The 24,653-nt window shown below is 33.9% G+C and carries 36 protein-coding genes and 1 riboswitch; of the genes, 8 read left to right on the top strand and 28 right to left on the bottom strand.

The window, feature by feature from the left end; translation table 11 throughout:
* Window positions 1–99 precede the first annotated feature (99 nt).
* The 17 genes from ACLBXA_RS27505 to ACLBXA_RS27425 form a co-directional block, all read right to left on the bottom strand.
* Window positions 100–687 carry a ribbon-helix-helix domain-containing protein gene (locus ACLBXA_RS27505; protein WP_447617627.1) on the bottom strand — a complete coding sequence of 196 codons (588 nt, stop codon included), beginning with the start codon at window positions 685–687 and terminating at the stop codon, window positions 100–102.
* A gap of 113 nt (window positions 688–800) precedes the next feature.
* Window positions 801–983 carry a hypothetical protein gene (locus tag ACLBXA_RS27500; protein WP_447617626.1) on the bottom strand — a complete coding sequence of 61 codons (183 nt, stop codon included), beginning with the start codon at window positions 981–983 and terminating at the stop codon, window positions 801–803.
* The gene (locus ACLBXA_RS27495) at window positions 980–1,180 is read right to left on the bottom strand and encodes a hypothetical protein (protein WP_447617625.1); all 201 of its coding nucleotides are present in this window, start codon (window positions 1,178–1,180) and stop codon (window positions 980–982) included. Before ACLBXA_RS27495 ends, ACLBXA_RS27500 begins: the two co-directional genes overlap by 4 nt.
* Window positions 1,181–1,552: 372 nt before the next feature.
* Window positions 1,553–1,762, bottom strand: coding sequence for a hypothetical protein (locus tag ACLBXA_RS27490; RefSeq protein ID WP_144502679.1), 210 nt, complete (start codon window positions 1,760–1,762; stop codon window positions 1,553–1,555).
* 36 nt (window positions 1,763–1,798) lie between these two features.
* A complete protein-coding gene (locus tag ACLBXA_RS27485; RefSeq protein WP_165365678.1) occupies window positions 1,799–1,954 on the bottom strand; it encodes a hypothetical protein in 156 nt (51 codons plus the stop codon).
* A gap of 43 nt (window positions 1,955–1,997) precedes the next feature.
* Window positions 1,998–2,636, bottom strand: a complete 639-nt coding sequence (locus tag ACLBXA_RS27480) for a hypothetical protein (protein WP_447617624.1) — start codon at window positions 2,634–2,636, stop codon at window positions 1,998–2,000.
* A gap of 221 nt (window positions 2,637–2,857) precedes the next feature.
* Window positions 2,858–3,367: a dUTP diphosphatase gene (locus tag ACLBXA_RS27475; RefSeq protein ID WP_447617623.1), complete on the bottom strand. Its 510-nt coding sequence runs from the start codon at window positions 3,365–3,367 to the stop codon at window positions 2,858–2,860.
* A gap of 19 nt (window positions 3,368–3,386) precedes the next feature.
* Window positions 3,387–3,638 carry a helix-turn-helix domain containing protein gene (locus ACLBXA_RS27470; RefSeq protein WP_447617622.1) on the bottom strand — a complete coding sequence of 84 codons (252 nt, stop codon included), beginning with the start codon at window positions 3,636–3,638 and terminating at the stop codon, window positions 3,387–3,389.
* 27 nt (window positions 3,639–3,665) lie between these two features.
* Window positions 3,666–3,830 (bottom strand): DUF3954 domain-containing protein, encoded by a 165-nt coding sequence (locus tag ACLBXA_RS27465; protein ID WP_050842983.1) that lies wholly within the window; start codon window positions 3,828–3,830, stop codon window positions 3,666–3,668.
* Between the two features lie 19 nt (window positions 3,831–3,849).
* The gene (locus tag ACLBXA_RS27460) at window positions 3,850–4,209 is read right to left on the bottom strand and encodes a cell division protein SepF (protein ID WP_447617621.1); all 360 of its coding nucleotides are present in this window, start codon (window positions 4,207–4,209) and stop codon (window positions 3,850–3,852) included.
* Entirely contained in the window at window positions 4,202–4,480 is a 279-nt protein-coding gene (locus ACLBXA_RS27455; protein ID WP_447617620.1) for an AbrB/MazE/SpoVT family DNA-binding domain-containing protein, read from the bottom strand. The genes ACLBXA_RS27460 and ACLBXA_RS27455 overlap by 8 nt, the downstream gene beginning before the upstream one ends.
* A gap of 16 nt (window positions 4,481–4,496) precedes the next feature.
* Window positions 4,497–4,691: a hypothetical protein gene (locus ACLBXA_RS27450; RefSeq protein ID WP_447617619.1), complete on the bottom strand. Its 195-nt coding sequence runs from the start codon at window positions 4,689–4,691 to the stop codon at window positions 4,497–4,499.
* Window positions 4,692–4,706: 15 nt separating this feature from the next.
* Window positions 4,707–5,582 (bottom strand): ATP-binding protein, encoded by an 876-nt coding sequence (locus ACLBXA_RS27445; RefSeq protein WP_447617618.1) that lies wholly within the window; start codon window positions 5,580–5,582, stop codon window positions 4,707–4,709.
* Complete coding sequence (locus ACLBXA_RS27440) at window positions 5,521–6,297, bottom strand: DnaD domain protein (protein WP_447617617.1); 777 nt, start codon at window positions 6,295–6,297, stop codon at window positions 5,521–5,523. Before ACLBXA_RS27440 ends, ACLBXA_RS27445 begins: the two co-directional genes overlap by 62 nt.
* 208 nt (window positions 6,298–6,505) lie before the next feature.
* Entirely contained in the window at window positions 6,506–6,673 is a 168-nt protein-coding gene (locus ACLBXA_RS27435) for a hypothetical protein (RefSeq protein ID WP_000568734.1), read from the bottom strand.
* Window positions 6,670–7,020, bottom strand: a complete 351-nt coding sequence (locus ACLBXA_RS27430; RefSeq protein ID WP_447617616.1) for a helix-turn-helix domain-containing protein — start codon at window positions 7,018–7,020, stop codon at window positions 6,670–6,672. Before ACLBXA_RS27430 ends, ACLBXA_RS27435 begins: the two co-directional genes overlap by 4 nt.
* Window positions 7,017–7,268: a helix-turn-helix domain-containing protein gene (locus ACLBXA_RS27425; protein WP_447617615.1), complete on the bottom strand. Its 252-nt coding sequence runs from the start codon at window positions 7,266–7,268 to the stop codon at window positions 7,017–7,019. The genes ACLBXA_RS27430 and ACLBXA_RS27425 overlap by 4 nt, the downstream gene beginning before the upstream one ends.
* A 212-nt stretch (window positions 7,269–7,480) precedes the next feature.
* Between ACLBXA_RS27425 and ACLBXA_RS27420 the strand changes: the two genes are divergently transcribed.
* Window positions 7,481–7,834 (top strand): helix-turn-helix domain-containing protein, encoded by a 354-nt coding sequence (locus tag ACLBXA_RS27420; protein WP_447617614.1) that lies wholly within the window; start codon window positions 7,481–7,483, stop codon window positions 7,832–7,834.
* A gap of 18 nt (window positions 7,835–7,852) precedes the next feature.
* On the opposite strand, the gene ACLBXA_RS27415 is transcribed toward ACLBXA_RS27420, so the two are convergent.
* The 3 genes from ACLBXA_RS27415 to ACLBXA_RS27405 all read right to left on the bottom strand — a co-directional run bounded on the left by ACLBXA_RS27415 (window position 7,853) and on the right by ACLBXA_RS27405 (window position 9,484).
* Window positions 7,853–7,975, bottom strand: a complete 123-nt coding sequence (locus tag ACLBXA_RS27415; protein ID WP_447617613.1) for a hypothetical protein — start codon at window positions 7,973–7,975, stop codon at window positions 7,853–7,855.
* Between the two features lie 223 nt (window positions 7,976–8,198).
* Complete coding sequence (locus ACLBXA_RS27410; protein WP_447617612.1) at window positions 8,199–8,342, bottom strand: hypothetical protein; 144 nt, start codon at window positions 8,340–8,342, stop codon at window positions 8,199–8,201.
* Window positions 8,343–8,344: 2 nt separating this feature from the next.
* A complete protein-coding gene (locus ACLBXA_RS27405) occupies window positions 8,345–9,484 on the bottom strand; it encodes an AimR family lysis-lysogeny pheromone receptor (RefSeq protein WP_447617611.1) in 1,140 nt (379 codons plus the stop codon).
* 491 nt (window positions 9,485–9,975) lie between these two features.
* Between ACLBXA_RS27405 and ACLBXA_RS27400 the strand changes: the two genes are divergently transcribed.
* Window positions 9,976–10,320 (top strand): helix-turn-helix domain-containing protein, encoded by a 345-nt coding sequence (locus ACLBXA_RS27400; protein WP_447617610.1) that lies wholly within the window; start codon window positions 9,976–9,978, stop codon window positions 10,318–10,320.
* Between the two features lie 180 nt (window positions 10,321–10,500).
* Window positions 10,501–11,355: a hypothetical protein gene (locus tag ACLBXA_RS27395; protein ID WP_447617609.1), complete on the top strand. Its 855-nt coding sequence runs from the start codon at window positions 10,501–10,503 to the stop codon at window positions 11,353–11,355.
* A 246-nt stretch (window positions 11,356–11,601) separates the two neighbouring features.
* Here the strand turns inward: ACLBXA_RS27395 and ACLBXA_RS27390 are convergent, their stop codons facing one another.
* Window positions 11,602–11,901 (bottom strand): hypothetical protein, encoded by a 300-nt coding sequence (locus ACLBXA_RS27390; protein WP_447617608.1) that lies wholly within the window; start codon window positions 11,899–11,901, stop codon window positions 11,602–11,604.
* 558 nt (window positions 11,902–12,459) lie between these two features.
* The gene (locus tag ACLBXA_RS27385) at window positions 12,460–12,621 is read right to left on the bottom strand and encodes a hypothetical protein (RefSeq protein WP_166669640.1); all 162 of its coding nucleotides are present in this window, start codon (window positions 12,619–12,621) and stop codon (window positions 12,460–12,462) included.
* Between the two features lie 174 nt (window positions 12,622–12,795).
* Between ACLBXA_RS27385 and ACLBXA_RS27380 the strand changes: the two genes are divergently transcribed.
* Window positions 12,796–13,920: a tyrosine-type recombinase/integrase gene (locus tag ACLBXA_RS27380; protein WP_134208587.1), complete on the top strand. Its 1,125-nt coding sequence runs from the start codon at window positions 12,796–12,798 to the stop codon at window positions 13,918–13,920.
* A 57-nt stretch (window positions 13,921–13,977) separates the two neighbouring features.
* On the opposite strand, the gene rlmD is transcribed toward ACLBXA_RS27380, so the two are convergent.
* Window positions 13,978–15,357: a 23S rRNA (uracil(1939)-C(5))-methyltransferase RlmD gene (rlmD, locus tag ACLBXA_RS27375; protein ID WP_048567402.1), complete on the bottom strand. Its 1,380-nt coding sequence runs from the start codon at window positions 15,355–15,357 to the stop codon at window positions 13,978–13,980.
* Between the two features lie 121 nt (window positions 15,358–15,478).
* A riboswitch (purine riboswitch) is annotated at window positions 15,479–15,580 on the top strand.
* 202 nt (window positions 15,581–15,782) lie between these two features.
* Here rlmD and ACLBXA_RS27370 point away from each other — a divergent pair.
* Entirely contained in the window at window positions 15,783–16,979 is a 1,197-nt protein-coding gene (locus ACLBXA_RS27370) for a NupC/NupG family nucleoside CNT transporter (protein ID WP_001200491.1), read from the top strand.
* Window positions 16,980–17,025: 46 nt separating this feature from the next.
* Here ACLBXA_RS27370 and ACLBXA_RS27365 read toward each other — a convergent pair whose 3' ends face one another.
* A complete protein-coding gene (locus ACLBXA_RS27365) occupies window positions 17,026–17,733 on the bottom strand; it encodes a hypothetical protein (protein ID WP_079245002.1) in 708 nt (235 codons plus the stop codon).
* 215 nt (window positions 17,734–17,948) lie between these two features.
* Between ACLBXA_RS27365 and ACLBXA_RS27360 the strand changes: the two genes are divergently transcribed.
* The 3 genes from ACLBXA_RS27360 (at window position 17,949) to ACLBXA_RS27350 (ending at window position 20,698) form a co-directional block, all read left to right on the top strand.
* The gene (locus tag ACLBXA_RS27360; RefSeq protein WP_000643592.1) at window positions 17,949–18,122 is read left to right on the top strand and encodes a hypothetical protein; all 174 of its coding nucleotides are present in this window, start codon (window positions 17,949–17,951) and stop codon (window positions 18,120–18,122) included.
* 147 nt (window positions 18,123–18,269) lie between these two features.
* Complete coding sequence (locus tag ACLBXA_RS27355) at window positions 18,270–19,352, top strand: polysaccharide deacetylase family protein (RefSeq protein WP_001233760.1); 1,083 nt, start codon at window positions 18,270–18,272, stop codon at window positions 19,350–19,352.
* A 116-nt stretch (window positions 19,353–19,468) separates the two neighbouring features.
* A complete protein-coding gene (locus tag ACLBXA_RS27350; protein ID WP_447617607.1) occupies window positions 19,469–20,698 on the top strand; it encodes an aminopeptidase in 1,230 nt (409 codons plus the stop codon).
* A gap of 44 nt (window positions 20,699–20,742) precedes the next feature.
* Here ACLBXA_RS27350 and ACLBXA_RS27345 read toward each other — a convergent pair whose 3' ends face one another.
* The 4 genes from ACLBXA_RS27345 to ACLBXA_RS27330 all read right to left on the bottom strand — a co-directional run bounded on the left by ACLBXA_RS27345 (window position 20,743) and on the right by ACLBXA_RS27330 (window position 24,549).
* Complete coding sequence (locus ACLBXA_RS27345) at window positions 20,743–21,234, bottom strand: DUF4352 domain-containing protein (protein ID WP_000915107.1); 492 nt, start codon at window positions 21,232–21,234, stop codon at window positions 20,743–20,745.
* A gap of 132 nt (window positions 21,235–21,366) precedes the next feature.
* Complete coding sequence (locus ACLBXA_RS27340) at window positions 21,367–21,690, bottom strand: DMT family transporter (RefSeq protein WP_000263262.1); 324 nt, start codon at window positions 21,688–21,690, stop codon at window positions 21,367–21,369.
* A 47-nt stretch (window positions 21,691–21,737) separates the two neighbouring features.
* On the bottom strand, window positions 21,738–23,189 hold the full coding sequence (gabD, locus tag ACLBXA_RS27335; RefSeq protein WP_000358125.1) for an NADP-dependent succinate-semialdehyde dehydrogenase: 1,452 nt from the start codon (window positions 23,187–23,189) through the stop codon (window positions 21,738–21,740).
* Window positions 23,182–24,549, bottom strand: a complete 1,368-nt coding sequence (locus ACLBXA_RS27330) for a sigma-54 interaction domain-containing protein (RefSeq protein WP_000225147.1) — start codon at window positions 24,547–24,549, stop codon at window positions 23,182–23,184. Before ACLBXA_RS27330 ends, gabD begins: the two co-directional genes overlap by 8 nt.
* Between the last annotated feature and the right edge of the window lie 104 nt (window positions 24,550–24,653).

Genomic DNA, 24,653 nt, shown 5'->3' with positions numbered 1-24,653 from the left:
ATCATACATATGTTATATATGAAAAAGTGACTCTGTTTTATAAAAAGGCGGTTGCGGAAACAACCGCCTTTTTATTTATGACAAAATGAAATTTTTATATTAATCTCTATCATTCAATAAACCTTTTTGAATTAAATCTCGAAGAACTTTAGATTGATTAAGGTTACCTTTTTTGCACAACTCTTCAATTTCTCCCCATACTTCAGGAGGTAATGTCACTGATACTTTTTTCGTAATTCCAAACCCTTTACGACCAGCACCTTCTCGTTTACCGCCACGTTTATTTTGAATTAAGTTACTTTTATCTTTTTCTAATGTGTTATCTTCATTTTTTTGATCCGAGTTATTATTTTCATTTTCTCTACTAGTTTGATTAAGGTTACTTTTTTTGGATTGATTAAAGTGACCTTTTTCATATTTATCTTTAAAATCTTTAAGTTTATTTATTAATTCTTCACATTCTTGAATCTCGTGTGAGTAGTGCTTTTTTTCCATATTCTTATGCTTATAATCATATGGATCAATAAGATCGATATTTTTTATATAAGAAGATCCGCTTATCAAATCCCCCATTAATAACGAAGCTCCATTGTCCATGCTCCAATTAATAAAAGCGCCAATTTTATCTAGATGATTAATAAGTAAAGATTTTAATTCTTCCTTTGTCATTTTTTCTAAATTGTTCATAATGATCTCTCCTTTGAATAAAGTTACTTTATTCAATTTTATTCCATACTGAAATTATTATCAATTGATTTAAGTGACTTTATTCAAAAAGATTTCGACAATATGAAGTTTTATTAATAATCATTTACGATTGCATCAACACGACTCCAAACTTCTACTTTTTCATATCCTGCAATTAATCCGTTCTTCATCAAATCCGTAACTGATTGCTTTGCAGTTTCTTCACTTTCAGTAACAGCTACATTACTTTTTCTAGCGAATGTATCCATTGTGAAAATAACATACATATATTTCATTCCTCATCCTCCTCAAGTTCCGTAATAGTTATATAGTTCCTAGCATTTTTCCGACTTGCTATTCTCCTTTGATACGCTGGTCTTGTATAAAAACGAACTGTTGCAGGAAGTACGCCCATATAATCAGCGCATTCCTGTATAGTTCCGATACATAGCAATGATTCACCTTTATATACGACGTACTCCTTTAAGTTCATTGTTTATCTCCTTTTCTAATAAAATAGCGTTTTTATATAAAAAATTTTCACCTTTTAATTAGACAAGCATATGTTATTGTATGGAAACACTCCATTCCATAAGTTCAAACCTTTTAAACTAGGAGCACACTTATATGTGTGCTCTCTTTTTTATTTATTTTCAAATAACGATTTTGTTAAAATTCCCACTGGCCTTTTTTCTTTAATGACATGCTCCATACTTCCAAGTGATGCATACAATATTAAAAATTTACTCGTAAAAATCTGATTACGATTCTTTAAATTTTTTGTATCTCATGAAACATTCACCTACCTTACTAAGAGTGCATATAAGAATGCGCTCTTTTTATTTGTTGCTAAATAAAGATTTTGTTATATTTCACCTTCGTGTTTTTTAATGATGTTCAGAACTTCCTCTGCATACGGTTCATCTTGATTAACCACATGATATTTAGGATCTGGATTACGTCCTTCCTTTTCTCTCAACCTCGCTATTTTTTGTGTAATTCCTTCTAAAACTACCCCTTCACTTACGGACGTTGCTTTTAACACATCCTCAACCTTCAGCACAACAAACTTCATTTATATCCCCCTTTTCCATTCAAATAAGAATTTTGTTCAGTTCTCTTCTTTAATTTCTTTAGTTAATTTAACTGTTCCGATATCCTCGTACGGCTGAGCGATATATCCTTTATCATGTAGAACTTTAACTACTTCTTGCATATCCTTCCAAGCTTCTGTACCTTGACCAAATTTAATAGTGATTGTATTCATTTTTCATTCTCCCTTTCGTTTTAAAATAACTATTTTGTTCAAATTACTTAGCAACTACAACTTCCGTTTCTTCCTGAGACTGCTTATTTAACTCTTGTCCCATCTTCATTAGCAAATTACGGAAGTGGACAAAATCGCCTCTATTGTCATAACCTGCTGAATAAGTGTAGATTCTGGATCTGCCTAGATTATGAGCTTGATATTTTTGATATCGTTTGGCTTCATCACGAATGAAAAAGAACGCTTCATTCTCCCATTCTGTTTCTACCCATGCCATCGCCAACTCATCTTTAATTCCATAAACCTCGAAATACTCGTAAAGATCACTAACAAAAATCATTTTTCCATTAACGCTTACTACGTCTGTATATTGTAGGTTTTCAAAGCTTCTAACTTCAATTGGACATTCTTCATCTTTCCACTCATAAAAGGAATCTACAGCTTCCACTTCGTTGTCATGCCATAACTCTCTATCCGAATCTGTACAAAACTCCAATGTACTATTATCAAAATAACCTTCTAAATCCAAGCTATAAGGTATATACTGTTTTCTTCTTTTCTGAACAACATGTATAGGATCACTTGTATAAACGTTATCTTCAGCACCACTATATTGTTTTTCGCTAAATAACTTTAAAAACTCCGCTTGTTTTGCTGTTAACTCAACTGTTACCTTTGTCATCTCTCATTCCCCCAATTTTTATTAAAATAACGCTTTGGTTATAAATCACTTTGATAGTTTCAATAATATGTTTTGATACCTGACACAATCCTCTTCTGAAAGGTCATCACTGTCTAAACTATTACGTACCAGGTGATAGAGTCTTTCAGCATCTTCATTAGATAAATAAATCCGTTTCCCCATACCATCACCTCGTTTTTATACAAAATTCAAATTTTGTCTTAATATCCGTTATCTTGGCGCTGGTGGTTCACTTCATTCTTTTTGTAATAACCTTGTTCAATTTCTTCAAATGTGAATCCCAATTTCTTACCTAAACCTAAGAACGAGTACAATAATTCTTCATAAAGCTCAATATCTTGAGTTGCACGAAATTCCGAAACAGCTTCATATACATTGTTAAATTGATTGACTAACGTACTTGCGGTATAGACGTTTGCATTATGTTCTAATAACTTCCAGCTATATTCATTAGGATTAAATTCGATGCCGTTTCCTAACGAAGCTATAAAATGAAATCCATCTACATACTCCATTAAAATGAATTCTTTTTCACTAGGACCTTTATTGCTCCAATGTTTAAAGCATCTTGTTTCATTTGCAAGTTCTCCAATTTCAACCTGTAAAGCAAGGATCATATTGTAAAATAAATTTTGTCCTTCCAGTCCATGCTCCTTAATGATTCTTGTATCTAATACCTTTTGCATTCCGAATATTTTAGTTAAATTCATTTTGATTTCCCCTTCCTATTTAGCAAATCCCTAATCCTATCGGACGATTTTCAATTAAATACTTATCAGCTTGATCTATTACAAGAAGCGCAACTTCCGCTTGGTGTCTCCTTAACGCTTTTTCCATCTTTGGTAAGCTCATACCTTGACTCCACATTTCACGAAAACGTACTACATCTCTTTCATCCCAAATGAAGTTAGCCTCTTCTAAAGCGATGTATACCTTCAAGCGTGATTCCTTCATCGCTTCATGATTTCTTGCGACACTCATAAGCGACCCCACTTTCTTATTAAATAATTAATCTATTTTTTCATTAGAAGTAGTTTTGACATGGACACCCTTACCGTTCACCCAAATTACGACTTGCTCACCAAAACCGCTTTCTGGTGGGTTAAATGAAAGGATTTCACCATCCTTTACTACAAGGAGTTTATTACTTGTAACATCGATTTCTTTCTTCATATGTTCCTCTCCCTTTTTCTCACTTCATGTACTCGACAACATCAGGTTTAAAGCCACTTCCTAAATAAACCCGTACCGGAATTATTTCTTTTTTATCCCTTGCTGCCTTACACAATTCTTCAGCTGTATCCCAATTAAAAAACTTATCTACAGCTCTTTGGAATCTCCAAATTGCTATTACATATTCTTCAAAGATGTCATAGCGATCATCTTGTTTTGTTGTGCGTGGTAACTCATCTGTGCACTTTGCGTTCTTTGGAACATGAACGCGTACATCTGCATATGTAGTGCGTCCAGTTCCTCTTTTCACATTTGCTTTCATTATGTCAAACTCGCAAATCGCTGGCTCTACATCAAAAATATTTAGTTGCTTAGGCATTTGCCATCCCACTCTTTTCAAGAAGATCCAGTAATTCAGTTGCCCCTTCTTTACTCAAAAACATTCGCCCTTCTAGCAATTCAGTGTTAGATTCAGAAACTTCACCCGTTACAAAACATGACTTTTCTTGTTTTCTTAAAACGATGTTTTCCCCATCAACATGAAAGTTTAATGCTGTTCCTTCAGTAATCCCCAAAGTTCTGCGTAACTCAACAGGAATTACCACACGCCCTAGCTCATCTACTTTTCTTGCAATACCTGCGTTTCTCATATCTTGCTCCCCCTTGTTAACTTACCTTTTGTTGCTGTTTACGTCGTAACTCTTGTTTCATTAACTCAAATTTAATTAAGTACGCTTTCCAACGCTTTTCATTTTCTTCTTGCTGCTGTATTGCCACTTCACAACTACAACCATTCGTTTCAATCACACCTGGATAAGTTTCTTTACGAATAATTCCTTTATCACGACATAATGCACACATGCTTTTTCCTCCTTATTAGAAACCTAAATTTGCAAGCCTTTGATCCGCTGTGGTGAATTTTAAAACCTTTGAATCCCCTAATAAACGACTTACTGTTTTAGCATCATATTTATTAAAAAGTTGTTTTCCAGTAAAGTTTGTTGTAGTAAATGTGCTCATTCCTTGTCTAGCATTTGATACAGCATATAATAGACGTTGTATGAAATCTGAGGCTTGTCTATTGGAATCTGTTGAACCACTTTCTGCACCGAGATCATCTAATACAACAAAATCTGCTTGTCCAATTAGTTGAACGAAATATTGTAGTGTGTATTTACTGCTCTTATCATCAAAAGAATCCATAATCATTCTTGTTATTGCTTCTAATTCCACATATAAACAACTTTTCATGAGATGATAGTTTTCTTCTTTCTGACTGATGTCCCAAAAATATTGATTTAATTCATGAAGCATGCTGTATGCTAGGAAACTTTTTGCCGTCCCTTGATTTCCTGTAAATACAACTTTTCTAACTTCTCCGCTCTTTAAATCCTCTAAAATTTCTTCTACAGCTTTCTTATGACTTTTGGTTTCATCACACCCAATTCTGTAATCCGATAATCTTGAAAGAGGAATTTTCTTATTTGTAATAACACTAGCCTTTTCCAACATATTAAATTTCTGCAAACGATCAATTTTTTTATAGTGAGCATTAGCCTGTTCTTCCAAAACTTTGTTGTTTTGTTCAACTACACATCTAGGGCAAACCACTTGTCCTTTGTATTCAATCATCTGAACTGGTTTAATAAACTTTTGTCCGCCTATTTCATAAGAGTGCTTCATGCATTGATCAGAATGGTAATTCACCTTCAATTCCAGGGATTCTGCCAGCTTTTTCATTGGTGTTGCCATTTCTATTCGCTCCTTTTTTACCTTTGTTTTTAAACTCTATTTCCGCTGCATTAACATCAGCTAAAGTACGAATATTTTTGTTAACCCATTGTTTTAAAATGCCCTCAGCATAATTCCATTTCTTTTGCTGTTTCAAAGCACGTTCCATTGCTGCTTGTACAAGATCTTCGCTTGTATCGTTTACCCATTGCGAAATACTTTCGGCTATGAATGAATTTAAAATACCGAAATTATTTTCATAGAAAGAGAAGATGCTACTACTACTACTTTGTATATTAATATTTTGTTTATTAGTACTTAGTTCTTTAGTATTTAGTAGCTTGGGATTTTCCACCGGTGGTTTTCCCTCTGGTGGAATCTCCACTGGTGGTTTTCCCTCTGGTGGAATCTCCACTGGTGGTTTTTCCGCCACTGGGTCATTTTGAGGAACTTCGTATATAATTGTTTCCCACTTAATAATTTTGTTGTTTTCATCTCTCACTGGAAATCTTTTAAGATACCCATATTCCTTTAATTCTTTCATCCCAGCTCTTAAACTATCTAGCCCGTCTTTAGCATGCCTAGATAATTCTTCTCTATAAAAAACCCAATCATCAGGAAGCGTCAGAATATACGCTAAAATTCCTTTTGCCTTCCAACTTAACCTTTTATCTTTAAGACCTGTATTATTTATCGTTGTGTAGTTCTTATCTTTATTAACTCGAAAAGTAGCCATTTATTTACCTCCTTGTACAAACTGCCACATATGCTTGTCCACTTTTGATAATTCGTTGAATTTCATAATGCGGATAACTAACTTTGAAATACTGCTCAATCATCTTATTTAATTCATCTTTTTTTTGCTAAGCCCCAGAACTTATTAGGTAATAGCACTTGATACTCAGTTAAATCCATGTACTATTCCCCTACTTTCCATGATATACTTATAGAAACTTGTTTTTTTTAAGGGACCCACTGCCATGGGTCTTTTTACTTTCTTTAACATCACTCCAGGCCCATTGTTTTATCGGCTCATAAGTGATGTATCCTAACCAAGCACTACAAGCAATTAGTAGCCCAAACACTGATGCGGCTATTGGATCTTCTATCATGCTGTCATCCCCCTTTCTAGCCAATTAAAGAATGCATCCCTCGGAACCACCTTCTTACGCCCGATTTTCACTAATGGGAATCCTTTTTGATCCATAATGTCGTATGCTTTTCTTTGTGAAATTCCTAATACTTCTGCTACATGAGCTACTTTCAACATAATTGGATAATCATTTGTACTATCGTAAGTAACCGGGATAGTATCTAATTTTTCTATTGCTGTTTGTCTTGCATCTTCTTTATTGAAACGAATTAACTCAATCGCCTCCCAAAATTCTTCATCGCTCCATCCTTTTTGAGCTGAAAACTTTGTTACTGCTAACGCTATTTGAACTGTTGAATTTTTCATGATTCTTCATCCTCTCTTTTTACGTCGTCAATATGACGAATATTGTTCAAAAAAATTTCTTCAATAGTTACCCCTAGGCTTTCCGCTAATTTTGGAATTTTATCGGCGTTTAGTTTGCGCTGACCATTTTCAATATAAGAGATAGCCGAAGAACCGCTAAAACCAAGCATTTTTGCTAATTCTCCCTGAGTTATTTTCTTTTTTTTACGTATATCACGTATTCTCATGCCTATAGACAAATGTTTCACCTCCAAGTCGTCATTTTGACGATTTGTTATTTTTATTATATGTCGTCATTATGAAGAAGTAAACATGTTTTTTGTCATTTTGTTATATTTTTTTTATCAATTTGATAAAAAACAGTGTAAAGTCGTCAGAAAGTATATATACTGTAATTAACAACAATTCGAATGTAATGTAAAACACACATAGAAATTTATTTATAAAGGGGAATAAATTTATGACTCTAGGAGAAAGATTGAGAGCCTGCCGTGAAAAAAGCGGCTACACACAAACGTATATAACTGAAAAACTAGAAATACACCGTGGGACTCTATCTAGTTACGAATCCGGGAGACGAAAACCAGACTATGATACTTTATCTAAACTAGCTGATATTTATAAAGTATCTGTAGATTTTCTACTAGGAAGATCCACTGATGAAAGATTAACCGCAGAACAAGATAAACAGGCAACAGCAATGGGGAAAAAGATTGAACAACTAATCTCTAAACTATCACAAGAAGAACAGAAAAAAGCTTGGGAACAGTTAGAAATGTATGTACAGTATCAACAAAACAAAGAACAAAAATAAAAAAGCTAACCTCTATGGTTAGTCTTTTTTATTTTTAAACACATCGTCTAGTAAGTGTTTTAATTGTTCCTCAGTATTAGGAGTATTTCCCTCTAATAACAACTTAATTGCCGCTTCTTTTGCTACTTGCTCTTTTACCATTATCATTTCCCCCTACACCCTCTGTATATTTTGTTTGTGATTTAATAATTGTTAGAGTTTCTCTTTATAGCAAATTATAATAACCGTTAATTCCTTATAAAAAATAATTGTAAAAAAATAGGTGTCGGTTTTTTTACCGTTAGTAAAAAACCTACAGTCCCTAAGAAGTACGAAAGACGTTGCGATTTACGCAACGTCTCTTTTTTCATTATTATATTAATTTTTAAGAACCACCTGGTTCAACCATCATATATTGTACTTCATGATTAGATAATTGGCTTTTACTATCCTTTGTTGTTCCACTAACATTTAAAGTTAAAGTCATTACAGTCAGAATAGATAATACTACCATACTAATTTTTTTCATATTCATCCCACTCTTTCAACTATACTAGCTAACGTTCGTCTCACCGCGTTAGCATAATGGTAATTACCAACACGCTCAAAACGTCTCAAAGATTCCCTTAATCCCAGTATATCATTGTTAATTCTGGAAATATAGTACATTGTGAACGGAGAATTCATTTTTCTTTCTACAGCTAACTGTTTAAATATCTTTAATGCTTTATTTTTGTCACCATATAATCCTTCAAAATATCCTATTTCAGATGTATCAAGATATTCAAATTTTATTTTATCAAGATTAAATCCATTATCTATATAAAGAAAGGCTAAAGTAGATTGGAATGATTTATATTTTCGACTTTCTCTTCCTATGCCATTGTCCTCTAAATACTTTATGCAATCCAATAAATATTTTTCTGATTTTAATACATCTATGAACATATAACTTTCTCCCATACAGCACAATGCAGTTGCTTTGGTTATTGGGACTTCCATTTCGTTATCTAATATTCTACGGCATTTCTCTCTACATAATTCCAATTTATCATCAAATAAATTTACATAGGCCATACGCTCATTAAAATACATACTAAGCCAATTTCTTATAAATCCATCCTTAATCTCTACTAAATTTTTCTCTACTTTATCTAGATATGGATTCATTGCCCTTATATTAAAAATATCATGCATCGACAGTGCATAAAGAATATTAATAACTACTTGGCATTCTGGATCATTTGGAAATACCTTTTTATTAATTTCATCCAATAAAGGCTGTCCACGTTTTTTATCCTGATTTCTATTATTAAATAATTTGTATGCCTTCAAGTATTTGTTTAACAACTTACAATTACTATGTTTATTAACTAAATAATCTATTACTTCATATTCTCCAGTTCCTTGGCAATAACACAAAGCCTTCCTAATATTTAGATTCTTTTTACATAGTGTAATAAATTGTCTAATTATCTCATTTCTTTCTTTAACGTCTTTATATATTTCAGACACCACACTCAAAAAGTTCTCCAATTTCATTTCCGCTGTTTTTCCAGTAATCGCATCATTTATCACTACACGATCTACTCCGGTTTTTCTTTCTAAGTCAGGAAACGTTAATTCTTCTTTTTTTATTCGCTCCTTTATTTGTTTCATTAAACTCTTCACTAGAAACACTTCCTTTTCCCGAACACGGACACCACCTAACAATTCAAAAAAATTGGAAACAAAATACGAGAAGAGGATATTCATTTTTTATGTTATACTTAGATGTGACTCGTATGTAGCAAAGTGTTTCCTAAGTACTGGTTAGGGAACGGTTCAAGAGAACGTTTAGCAGACACCTCTTGAACACGCTCATATGGGTCTTTTTCGTTCATTTTTAGTTACTTCCATACTATCACGAATTTTTAAAATTTTAATAAAATAATTGTTAATCAAATGTTGAGAAAGTTTTTTTATCGCTATAAATCAAGATTTAGTTGGACATGCAATTTTTCATATCGTTATTTTTATACTTTATAGATATAATACCACAAAATACGAACTTTCGTTCTGTTCATTTCGCAATAAAAGATTGATTTATTATCATCATTAATAATTTGACCATAAATCTATCATTTATAGTATATCAATATTTCTATAACTATACTTGTACTATGAAAACATTTAGTGAAACTTTAAAAAAGTTAAGAAAAAGTCGCTCGTTAAGGCAGGAAGATTTAGCTCATGAACTAAACCTTAGTAGAAGCCAAATAAATAATTACGAAAATGGTTTTTCTGAGCCTGATCTCAATACATTATTTCGTCTCGCTTCCTATTTCAATGTGACACTAGATGCACTCACAGGACGCATTGATAATCTGGATGATGAAATGTTACATAATACGATGCTTGGAATTCAAAAAACATATGCGGTGTTATCCGCTAGTCAAAGAAAAAACTTCTGCAAACAACTTGATTATTATGTTCGTTTCTTGGGTGAGAATAATGAAATACTATGATTTGATTTTAGAAGAAATCATTTCCAATTTCAAATTGTAAAATATTCATCTTTTTACAATTTGAGTAAGAGAGCTGTTCGCTCTCTTTTTTTATTTGTTCATTCGACATAATATGACAATTTATTAATGTTATGTTTGCTATGCTAACTTCAGAAATCTTACATTTTTGGAGGATTAAGAATGAAAATATCTAATAAAATGTTTATTTTAGTTAGTATAGGAATATTAGCTATACTCTTTATGCGTGGGATTTATAATAGTATTAAATTTGGAGACTCTGAATATGGAATGGCTTATGTTATAGGACAAGCTATCGGTGGATCGCTAGCTTGGTTCAGTATAATTGCACTGTTTGCATCATTAGTATTTTTAATTATTGGGTTCATTAATAAAAAGAGAAAAAACCCTATGTTCATGAAGTCCGCTATAACTTTTGGAGTATCAATTATTTCATTTGTAATACTATTTATTGTTATTTTTGTATCAATGAACATTGAAAATGAACATAAAAAAATCGCCGCAGAAAAGAAAAAAGAAAGTGAATATTTGATGGCAGCCGCCAATTTTTATAATGACATTGAATCATTTGAAATGTACTCCACATTAGTCCTATTTGGTTATTCTGATACATGGTCTAATGCGATAAAAAATCAAAAAGATTTTAATACAGAACTAATGTCTAAGAAGACAGAATCTGATCCAATAATTAAACGCGCAGACATTATTTATAATGAGATGGGTCAACAATTAAAATCAGTATCAGAAGCTGTAAAAAAGCATCCTGATTTATACAAAGATGTATATGAGGAATATAAAAATATCTACAGTGTTGCGACAGCACTTAATGAACAGGTTAATTCTCCAACTGGAAGTCTAATTTCATTCAATCAAAATGTTAACTCATTGCAACAAGAATACAAAAAAGCTAAAGGTAACATAGATATCTCAATTACAGATGAAATAAAAAAGCAATCCGAAAAAATAAAAGAAGCTAATGATATAAAAATAAAAAGTAATGAGGTAACAAAATATTGATTTTGTTATAAACCGGTATATCAGTATGTATACTCATACACTGGATTGTAACATACTATTATCATGCGCCAACAATCCTTATGTTTTGATTTATGTAGTTTTTTGTAAAATATAAAAAGAGCCAATTATGATACTGACCCTTTTTATACCTTATAAAACCTATACATAGCTCTTTTAATTTTCCTGGACAATTTAACTTCATACTAAATATTAACATTTTCAAATGATGATTTACTTCGTATGCATTTAACGTTTCGTATAGTAATTTATCACTAAACCAGTTTCTGGAGGTTCAGCTGGACCTCTAGGATCGTCGTGTGGACTTTCTCCACCTGGACCTGCTGGATCCATATGGTCCCCACCTTCTCCTGGGCCGTCCCCACCTTCTCCTGGCTCTGCTTCATAATAGTTAATTACTATACCAGCAATAGAACCTTTATGTGATGAAATTTGGTCAGACCATGAAGTAAGTTGAGGGCAATCATCCTTTACTTCTGACGGAACTTCAACACACCAAAATAGTTTACCATGAATTTTTCTATACAAATAATTACCTCCCTTCTGAATACAATAGTATTATTTCATATCCAGTTAAAAGTTATGCTTTTAAAAATTTATTCAACAGAATTAGTTAATTATAATCGTTTATCTTTAACAGGATTTATAAAAATGCATAGATGGATACTAACATTAGTAACTACGGCGAAACATACTTTTATTGCCTGAACGGAAAAATTTTGGATTACACCTGTTAATTTACAAGGATAATTAATTTCTTTTATAAAAGTTAAATTCTTATACTTTTATAAAATACTGATTTTATATCAATAAAAAAACCTGCAACATGTGCAGGCTTAGAAGTATGGATACATATATTTTACCATGAAACTTTATTTTGTGAACCATTATAAATTTATTCTCAATCCCCGCTATTTGCGTTGACCAAAAAATATGACTATGGTAATATAGGCACTAGAATCACCAATGTATAGTGAATATATATTTACTATACATTGAGTATGACACTTATCTGAATTGCATAGAATAAAAGAAGAGATGCTGTAACATCTCTTCAGTAACTGCCGCCATCAGGTGGTAAGGTTGCTATTTATTTTTTCTAGAGCTACCCTGCTTCTGACGGCGAGGGGTGGCTCTTTTACTTTTCTTAAACAAATTGTTAGCAAACTTATTTGCATAAGCTGTAACAACTATAGTTAGGAATACCTTGAGTAAATCCTGAGACAAAGAAAGTAAATATTCCATCATAAGGGTCACCTCCTTTCTCTCTAAAATAAAGAGAAAGGATAGCAACCAGCCACCCAACGTATACAGTTGAATATAGTTTACCATAAAGTAACTCATCCGAGTTACTTTTTCCTTTTTCTAATACTGGAATTATTTGTACTATTCGAATACTATTAGTTCAAGGAGGTATGGATAATGAAAGGATATTTTAGAAAACGCGGTGAAAAGTGGTCATTTACAATTGATATTGGAAGAGATCCTCTTACTGGCAAAAGAAAACAAAAAACAGTATCAGGCTTTAAAACAAAGAAAGAAGCCGAAAGAGCATGTAATGAACTTATTCATCAGTTTAATACTGGGAGTCTAGTTGATGATAAAAATCTTACTCTCAGTGAATATTTACAGGAGTGGCTTGAAAACACAGCTAAGCAACGAGTGAGAGATACTACATTCATTAATTATAGACGAGCTGTGAACAGTAGGATTATTCCTGTAGTTGGTTCGCATAAACTGAAAGATTTAAAACCTCTACATGGACAACGATTTGTTAAATCGCTAATCGATGAAGAATTATCTCCTAAATACATTGAGTATATTTTTATCGTTTTAAAAGGGGCATTAGAAGATGCTGTTAAATGGGAACTTTTATATAAAAACCCGTTTGAACATGTAGAAATCCCTCGCCCACGAAAAGTGGTCAATAATACGTGGTCAATTGAGGAGACGAAAACCTTCTTAACATACGCTAAATTTGACAATCCTATTTACTATCATTTATTTTTACTTGCACTTAATACCGGTATGCGTAGAGGTGAATTGCTAGGCCTAAAGTGGAAAAATGTAGATTTAGTTGAAGGTAAGGTTAGTGTGACTGAAACTCTAATTTACGATGAATTAGGATTTCGATTTACAGAACCGAAAACATCGGGTTCTAAACGCTTAATTTCTATTGACCAAAGCTTATGTAATGAGTTGAAAAGTTATAAAGCAAAACAAAATGAATTTAAATTAGCTATCGGTAAAGCTTATGAAGATAATGACTTAGTTTTCAGTAGAGAAGATGGTAGGCCAATCTATCCAAGAACATTAACTACTGTCTTTGAAAGGTTTATAAAAACAGCACAAGTTCCTAAAATTAGATTCCATGACTTACGACATACTCATGCCACACTTCTTCTTAAATTAGGTATTAATCCGAAAATCGTAAGTGAACGATTAGGACATAATTCCATTAAGACCACATTGGACACCTATAGTCATGTTACGTTAGATATGCAAGAAAGTGCCACTATAGCGCTAAGTGAGGCGTTAAAATCATAAAAAATTGTTGATGTGGTCAAACCGTGGTCAAACCCATCAACAATCATTATAAAACCCCTATATATCAAGGCTTAACCAAGCCACACACTCCACATGAGTCGTATGCGGGAACATATCAACAGGCTGTACTTCCTGTGTTTTATATCCGCCTTCTTCTAGTACTTTTAAGTCACGTGCTAATGTTGCTGGGTTACACGATACGTATACGACGCGGTTTGGCTTCATGTCGATGATTGTGTTTAGTAATGCTTCGTCACAGCCTTTACGCGGTGGATCTACGACCATTGTGTCGGCGATTACGCCTTCTTTGTACCATTTTGGAATGACTACTTCTGCTTCTCCTACGCCAAATTCAGCGTTTGTCATGTTGTTTAGTGCTGCGTTTCGGTTTGCGTCTTCGATTGCTTCTGGGACGATTTCAACGCCGTACACTTTTTTCGCTTTTTGCGCTAGGAATAACGAGATTGATCCGATTCCGCAATAGGCATCGATTACTGTTTCGTTACCATTTAATTTTGCGTATTCTAACGTTTTATCGTATAGCACTTTCGTTTGTTCTGGGTTTACTTGATAGAATGAACGTGCTGAAATCGCAAATTTAATGTCACCGATAAAGTCATAAATATATTCTGATCCGTACAGTACTGTCGTTTTATCTCCGAAAATTACATTCGTACGCTTCGTATTTACGTTTTGAACAATCGATTTTACTTCTGGGAATTTCGCTGCAATTTCTTCAATAATTGCTTTTTTGTTTGGTAGTTCTGCTGTACGTGTAATGAAGACAAGCATAATTTCCCCTGTTACTTGTCCGTAACGAGCCATTACGTGACGAAGTGTTCCTTTGTTACGCTCTTCGTTGTACGCAGTGATACCGTGCTTTTCACAAATACGTTTTACTTCTTGAATTAATGTATCGTTTTCTTCTGCCTGAATTAAGCATGATTCCATATTAATGATGTCATGCGTTCCTTGACGATAGAAACCAGCTACAAGCCCACCTTCACGTTCTCCGATTGGTACTTGTGCTTTATTGCGGTATACCCACGGGTTCTTCATACCAAGTACAGGATGAACAGGAACATCGCCTAGTCCTCCGATGCGCTGCATAACGTCACGTACTTGCTTTTCTTTCGCCTGTAATTGTCCTTCATAAGTTAAGTGCTGAAGCTGACAACCGCCGCACTGGTTATATACCGGGCACTCTGCATCTTTACGATATGGACTTTCTGTATGAAGCTTCATTAAACGACCAAATGCAAAGTTTTTCTTCACTTTAATAATTTTAATTTGCGCTTCTTCACCTGGTAATCCGTTTTTAACGAAAATAGGATAGCCCTTTACTTTCGCAACACCGGCACCATCATGTGTTAAATCTTCAAATACTACATCTATAAACTCGTTTTTCTCAACTGGTGGCGTCATTTTAGTACTCATTTTCCGACCTCTCTTTTTCATAACACTGCGTTACATTTTATCATACTTATATGGTCTTTTTCTATTGGAAGAAAAAAAGCTATTGACGATACTTCTCTGTTAATGTTACGCTACTACTAATTTAATACGGACGATGTTACCTCATATATACTTGATAATATGGATCGAGAGTTTCTACCCGGCAACCTTAAATTGCTGGACTATGGGGAAAACTAATGAATATTAGCCTATGCGTAAAAAAGGACTCATATTGATTAGCTTTCTCTCATAGATGAAAGTGAATCCATATGGGTCTTTTTTTATTTTTATTTTTCTAAAAGGTCAGACATCTTACGTATGACATAAAACCTCGTTCTTTTATTTTTAGTAATATAACGAACGTTTTATGTACAAACTTTATACGAACTTCTGAAAGGGGCAACTACATGCAATATGTAATGAGCATTATCGGTATTCTTGCCGTGTTAGGTTTATGTTTTGCTTTGTCAAACAACAAAAGTAAAATCAACTTCCGTGCAATTGCAATTATGATTGGTTTCCAAATTTTAATCGGTTGGTTTATGTTTGCTACAAAGATTGGTCAACAAATCATTATTTTCATTAGTAAAGTTTTCAACAAACTAATTAAACTTGGTACGACAGGTGTCGATTTTCTCTTTAATGGAATTCACAGAGATTTTGTCTTTTTCTTAAACGTATTATTAATTATCGTATTTTTCTCAGCACTACTTTCAATCTTTAGTTATTTAGGTGTTTTACCATTCATCGTTCGCGTTGTCGGCGGTGCAATTTCAAAAATTACTGGTTTACCACGCGTTGAATCATTCCACGCAGTAAACTCTGTATTCTTCGGTTCAAGTGAAGCGTTAATCGTTATTAAAAACGATTTACAGCATTTCAATAAAAATCGTATGTTTATCATTTGTTGTTCTGCGATGAGCTCCGTTTCTGCTTCTGTTACAGCATCATACGTAATGATGTTAGATGCAAAATACGTACTAGCAGCTCTTCCGCTAAATTTATTCTCAAGCTTAATCGTTTGTTCGTTATTAACACCAGTTGATACGAAAAAAGAAGATGAAGTGATTCAGAAATTTGATAGAACTCTATTCGGAGACAGCTTTATCGGCGCAATGATTAACGGTGCGCTTGATGGTTTAAAAGTAGCTGGTATCGTTGCCGCATTAATGATCGCCTTTATCGGTGTGATGGAAGTTGTAAACTACGTAATTAGTGCAGCTTCAGGCGCAATGGGACATGCTGTTACTTTACAACAAATCTTCGGTTACGTACTTTCTCCATTCGCATTCTTAATGGGTATTCCAACTCAAGATATTATCCCAGCTGGTGGTATTATGGGTACGAAGATTGTTTTAAACGAGTTTGTAGCAATCCTTGATTTAAAAGACACAGCTACAACATTAGCTCCACGTACAGTTGGAATCGTTACAGTATTCTTAATTAGCTTCGCAAGTATTAGCCAAATTGGTGCAATCGTTGGTACAATCCGTGCCCTTTCTGAAAAACAAGGAAGCGTTGTTTCTAAATTTGGTTGGAAAATGCTATTTGCATCAACACTTGCTTCTATTTTATCTGCAACAATCGCTGGATTGTTTATTTAATAAAAAATCACCTTACTTTAACGAGTAAGGTGATTTTTTTGATTCTTTATGAAACCGAACGAAATTCGACTACTTCCTCGTTACTAATAAGTTTTCCTTCGTGTATGCCTTTTACTGAAATAACCATAACAGATTTATCTTCTCCTTCAAGCTTTCCTAAAGAGAATAAATAGATTAAATTTTCTTTTTGTAACATCCATTGTTTTCCATTTACTCGACCTAATATTCTTTTTTCTGAAGATGGCTTTATTTCTCCAACATACTGACATTCTCCAAAAGAAGTTTTTATTATATTCTTCTCTGTATCAATTACTAGATGCTGGAATAGTTCTAGGTTTCTACTTGAAACAATTTCAATTTCATGGTTACTTTTTTGCTTAAATTGAAGTTTTCCATCACTTGTATTAGATAAACTACTATTCTCAACGGCGTTTCTAAAAAAGTTATATTCTTCTTCTGTAATACCAAAGTTAGGATGATACGGCTTCACCTGTTTATCTATATGCCCTGATATGTAGTTTACGTACCACTCTTTATCATTCTTCACATGATCACTCATCTTTTTAGTAATAACCTCTACTTTTTTACGTGTATCACGATCCATCTCTAGTGTCATGATATCCGCCGTCACTTCCGCATTCATAAGATGCGATGGAATATACTCTTCCACACTATTCGCTTTACTCACTTCACTTTGGCAACCAACTATAAATAGTGATATGAAAAAGATATATATTATTTTTTTATATTTCATTTCTATTCTCCACTCCATACATTATTCTTACTTAGTTTTATAGCGGTTTTTATTATAGTATAAAATCTTTATATTTTAATAAAATCCATATCTGTATGCAAAATTGCATATCAATAAGTCTTCTTCTTACTTTAAAATTAGCTTAAATTACTTTCCAAATTATACAAATAACAAGTTTAAAATGTTATAATTTTCAAAAAACATTGGAGGATATTATGAAAGCCCACGCAATTTTCGATTTCTTACATTTACTAGTCTTAACGCTGAAAAGCTATTATGTATGGGGAATGCCTATCTATGTCTTCATTATTCCTCTTATCTTTGTAGTTGGTTATATCATTATTAATTCTAATAAGAAACAAAAAAATACATCTATTCAAAGTCACTAATCTATTACCTTAATAGCCTCCTAAAAATCATATTCCCCTCATTTTCTTCAAATGATATGATGAACAAGGGTATATCCCCACCACTCTTATAGCGGTGGGGATTTTAATGTCAATATGCAACATACTACACAATAGAAGGTGATTTTTATGAGAAAATACGCAACAATTGCTTTATGTACGTCTGCCATTCTAGCAGGCTGCAATACTAGCAATGTAAGCCAAGAACCTAAAAAAGAGAAAAAGGTTCAAGAAGTAGCTAAACAAAAAGAGACTGTACAAGAACAAGGTAAAATTTCTTATACTCCCATCACATACGAATCTACAGACACTACTATTCATATGACAGATATAAAAGATAATTTAACTGAGGTACAATATAAAATTTGGCGCACAGCTGATGGAAAGGAAAGTGCTAAATCTTTTTCTTCTAAAGAAAAAGAGAAGCAATTCACACTTCCTTTTGATATAAAAGAATTTGAAGGAAAACGCGGTGAGTTCCAAATTGAAGCAACAGGAATGAAAGAAGATGGGAAAACAATCCCGCTTACGAAATCTACTATTACTTTCGAACAAAAGGTTCCTGTTCTTATGTATCACGCAATTGATGATTATCATGGTCAAGGTATTAAAGACTTATTCGTATCACCAGCTAACTTTGAAGCACAAATGAAACATTTAAAGGACAATGGTTATACGCTGTTAACGTTTGAACGCTGGGGCGATATAAATAAAGTAAATAAGCCGATTTTCGTTACATTTGATGACGGTATGAAAAATAATATGAATGCATTTCGCGTTTTACAAAAGCTAAAAGATGATACTTTTAAACCGGCAGCAACAGAATATATGATTGTTGATAACGTTGATGTAGAAGGAGCATTGTCTACTTCTGAAATAAAAGAAATGGTTGATTCCGGCATTTTCTCGGTGCAATCTCATACTGCAACACATGCAGACTTACCGAAAATTACAAACTATGAGGAAGAGTTAAAAGGTTCAAAAGAAAAACTAGAAAAAATAACAGGTAAGCCTGTTATCGCAATCGCATATCCATTCGGTCATGTAGATGATAAGGTTGTTACAGAAACGAAGAAGTATTATCAATTTGCGACGACGACAAAGCCTGGGCAATTCATTACGAAGGGTGAACCTGATGAATTGTTAAAGATGAAGCGCGTTCGTATACACCATACAACGACTGTAGAGCAGTTTGCTTCTTCAATTAAGTAAATATAAGGGCTCAATACATTTTGAGCTCTCTTTTTACTTTATATTTATATATATTTTTAGAATTTTCTTGTATTATATATAGTAAGAAATCTTTCAAATTAAAGGAGATTATACATATGTCATTTGAACAAACGTTAGAGAAATATGCTGCTCTTGCAGTTAATGTTGGTGTTAATATTCAACCTGGACAAACTTTATCAATTAGTGCACCTCTTGAAGCTGTACAATTTGTACGCCTCGTTACAGAAAAAGCATATAAATCTGGTGCAAAACACGTATATGTAGATTGGAATGATGAGACGTTAACACGCTTAAAGTTCGATCTAGCTCCTGAAGAAGCTTTCGCTGAATTTCCATCTTGGAAAGCACATGCTCGTGAAGAATTAGCAAAAGAAGGCGCTGCATTTATGTCTATCTATGCAGAAAAACCTGATTTATTAAAAGGTGTAGAAGCATCGCGTATTGCAACAGCTCATAAAGTAGCTGGAGAAGCAATGAAAGTATACCGTGATTACGTACAAGCAGATAAAGTAAGTTGGTGTGTCATTTCTGTTCCTACGAAAGAATGGGCTGCGAAAGTATTCCCTGACATAGCGCCAGAAGAACAAGAAGCAAAGTTATGGGATGCTATTTTCAAAGCTACTCGTGCTGATTTAGAAAATCCTGTAGAAGCATGGAAAGAACATGATGAAACATTACATACAAAAGTGGATTACTTAAACGAAAAGCATTATAAAGCTCTTCACTATACAGGTCCTGGAACAGATTTAACAATCGAACTTCCAGAAAAACATGTATGGGCTGGTGCTGGTAGCTTAAATGAAAAGAACGTACCATTTATGGCTAATATTCCAACTGAAGAAGTATTTACAATGCCACTTAAAACAGGTGTAAACGGCCAAGTTTCTAGTACAAAACCGTTAGTATTTGCAGGTAATATTATCGATAATTTCACGTTAACATTTGAAAACGGACGTATCGTAGACTATAAAGCTGAAGCTGGTGAAGAAGCTTTAAAACATTTAGTAGAAACAGATGAAGGTTCTCACTTCTTAGGAGAAGTAGCTTTAGTACCTCATGACTCACCAATTTCAAACACAAATGTTTTATTCTACAATACACTATTTGACGAAAATGCATCTTGCCACCTTGCAATCGGAAATGCTTATGCATTTAACTTAGTTGGCGGAAAAACAATGTCTAAAGAAGAACTTGCTGAAAACGGCGCAAACGCTAGTATTACACACAACGACTTCATGATTGGATCCGCTGAGCTTGATATCGATGGTATTACAGCTGATGGCAGACATGAGCCTATCTTCCGTAAAGGTAACTGGGCGTTTTAAATCTATTACCATAAAGAAACACATTGGATAATCCAATGTGTTTTTTATTTATTTGGTTTCAATTCAAATTTTATCGTTCTATTTTCACGCGTAAACTCCGGTCTATACGTAGCGATATACGTATTTTCTTTCGCTACGTCAAATAGCATGATATCTTGAATTTTTTCATCTGGTGCTAACTTTTTACTAATAAAGCTATCAGGGTTATTATATTCTTTAAATCTTGTACCTTTCTTATCGATAATCTCAAATTCATAAAATGCAAAAGGTATTTCCTTTTTACTATTATTTTCCACTTTGAAAATAACCCCCAAAATCTCTTCTTTCTTTTTATCCTCATCATAATCCGGATATCCTAATTTAACTGAATCGATAGTTACTTGCAAACCATCTACGTCTACTGTCTCCCCTATTTTATACACTTTATCTTGAACATCTTCTTGTTTACTTTCATTACTATCTTTAGTCTCAGTGCAAGCACTTAAACTAAAAGCTATGCCAAAAATTAAAACAATTTGACTCACCTTTTTTAACATACTCTTTCCTCCACATAAGACAATATTTCATATGTATCATCACAAAACGCTTTACTCTTTCTTGTCATATTTTGTCGTATTAATTGCTAACTGCACAAATAGAAAAAAGCTATCTTCTACAAAAGATAGCTTTCAGGATGCCGATGAAACCTTAAGACCAATGACACCCAAAACAATAAAAAGAATACAAAATGCTTGGAATAAGCTAATGTGCTCTTTAAAAAAATACACACTAATGATTGTAATAAGTAATGTTCCAACGCCAGACCAAATAGCATAAGCAATACTTAAATGAATCTTCTTCACAACGATGGCGAACACGCTGAAACAAATTCCATAAAATACGAAAATCAATACACTTGGAACGAGCTTTGTTAAACCATTTGATAGTTTCATCGCAATTGTTCCAGCCACTTCAAAAATAATTGTAACAAGTAATAATAGCCAATATACCATACTAGAATCTCCTTCTCTGTTACCTTATAGAGATTCTAGTATACTACTTATAGTCCTAATGAAATATATTTAATTTCTAAATATTCCTCGATGCCGAAATGGCCTCCTTCACGGCCGATACCACTTTCTTTAAAGCCACCGAATGGTGCTTGTGCAACTGATGGAAGACCGTCATTTAGACCAATAATACCGTACTCTAGCGCTTCACTAATTTGGAATGCTTGGCTAATGTCTTTCGTGAAAATATACGCAGCTAAACCGTATGGTGTATTATTTGCACGTTCGATTACTTCATCAACTTTTTTAAATTTCGCAACTGGTGCCACTGGCCCAAATGTTTCTTCGTTCATACAAAGCATCGTATCATTTGCCAACCCAATTACAGTCGGTTGCATGAAATGTCCCTCTAACTCTGCGACCTTTTGACCACCATATAAAACTGTTCCACCTTTTTGAATAGCATCTTCAATATGTTCTTGTACTTTTGAAACTGCATTCTCATCAATAAGTGGTCCGACAGTCGTTCCGTCACCGAAACCGTCTCCTACTTTCAACTGCCCTACTGCCTTTTGGAACTTCTCTACAAATACTTCGTATACTTCTTCTTGAACGAATACTCGGTTTGTACATATACACGTTTGTCCTGCGTTACGGAATTTCGAACCAATCACCGCTTCTACTGCTTTATCTAAATCTGCATCATTCATTACGATAAACGGAGCGTGACCACCTAACTCCAGTGAAACTTTTTTCATCGTTTGCGCCGCACTAGCCATTAACTCTTTTCCGATTTCCGTTGACCCTGTAAAGGACACTTTTCGCACACGACCATCTTCCATCCACGTATCAGCAATTGCTTTTGCACTACCTGTTACGATATTAATTACACCCTTTGGAATATCCGCTTCATGTGCTAATTCAGCTAATTTTAATGCAGTTAGTGGTGTTTGACTTGCAGGTTTTACAACTGCTGTACAGCCTGCTGCAAGCGCTGGGGCTACCTTTCTCGTAATCATAGCAGCTGGAAAGTTCCATGGTGTAATAGCTGCCATAACGCCAACTGGTTGCTTCATAACTAAAATGCGCTTATTCGGATGAGAAGCAGGAATCATTTCACCATATACACGTTTCCCCTCTTCTGCATACCATTCAACAAAGCTATTTGCATAATTTACTTCACCAAGCGCTTCTGCAAACGGCTTTCCTTGTTCCTTCGTCATAATCGCTGCGATCTCTTCTTTATTTTTATCAATAAGCATGAACCACTTTTTTAACTTCGTGGCACGATCTGCTGCCGTTAACTTAGACCACGTTTTAAAAGCTTCATGTGCAGCATCAACAGCTTGCTTGGCCTCTGTTACTCCGCCTTTTGGTACAGTTGCAAATATTTCCTTCGTCGCAGGATTATTTACTTCAATTTGTTCTTGTAGTGTAATCCACTCACCATTTATATACATCGCCTTTTTATCTATACTTACGAAAGTCGCCTTTTTATCCAATGTTTTCTTCCTCCTCTATGAACTTCTTAATTTTCCTAGTAGCAGCAGATTGACTAATTTGCAAAAACTCAGCCACTTTATAACTTGATCCATACGTTTTATACGCTTTAAGAATAATATTTCTCTCTACCTCTTCCAGCATTTTATAAAGGCTTTGCCCCGATTGTTCAACTGCAGCCTCTTGCATAGAGAGTGGCAAATCCTCTACCGTTACAACATCATCGACAGTAATAACAATTCTCTCAATTACATTCTCTATCTCTCTATTGTTTCCTTCCCACGGATATCCGACAAACATTTGTAATGTACCCGGTGCTAGTTTCACATCACGTCCGTACTTTTTATTAAAGTGCTGCAAGTAATGATAAATAAGCGGTAAAATATCTTCTGTTCTTTCCCTAAGCGGGGGAATTGCAATTGGAATGACATTCAGACGATAGTATAAATCTTTCCGAAATGTTCCTTGTTTCACCATCTCGCTTAAATCTCTATTTGTTGCCGCCACAATTCGAACATCTACTTTTTTTAATTCTCTTCCGCCTATAGGACGAAATGTTTTTTCTTGCAATACTTGCAAAAGCTTCGCTTGAATTTCAAGCGGCATTTCACCGATTTCATCTAAAAAAAGAGTTCCTTTATGCGCGGATTCTAATAGTCCCTTTTTCCCTTCACGATTCGCACCTGTAAAAGATCCACCTGAATATCCAAAAAGCTCCGATTCAATTAAATTAGTTGGTAATGCCGCACAATTAATTTCATAGAAACTTTCATGCTTACGGTGACTCACTTCATGTAAATAGCGTACTAATCGACTTTTTCCTACTCCAGTCTCGCCTAAAACGAGAACAGTACTATCCACTACAGATACTTTTTTGATTGTATCGACTATTTTTTGCATAGCTAGACTTTTAAAAATAAGTCCTTCATGCTCATATGTTTCTCTTAATTCTTTTTTATATGTTTTTAGCTGATTATCCATTTCCTCTACCTTTTGACGTAATTGATAGAGTTCAGTAAGGTCGCGAGAATAACTAATCACTCTTCTTAAATTTCCCTCATCATCAAAAACAGGCCTTGTACGAACGTGTAAATACTCTCCTGATTTTGTAGTTTGAACGAGTTCAATTGGCCTCTTTTTTTCAATCACTTCTAATGTCGCTGATGGATAAAAGATTCCATCCTTTTGTAGTTCTTTTACATGCTTACCAACTAACTCTTCTGCAGCTAGTTGGTAGTGCCTTTCACATGTACTATTTACACGTACAACGATCCCTTGCTCATCTGTAACAAAAATTTCGTCAAACGCATATTCAAATACATCTTTTAAATCCATTAACACTCGTTCCTTTTCTGCAACCATCCTAGCCACCCCTAACTTCAAATCCATCGATCCACTTCACTATCTTTATTATAAAGTGAATTTTCTGCATTTAATATAGAGTCAGCTAGAATGTTTGCTATTTA

The organism is Bacillus sp. D48C, assembly GCF_053345735.1.
This window is presented reverse-complemented; position numbering and strand designations above follow the sequence as displayed.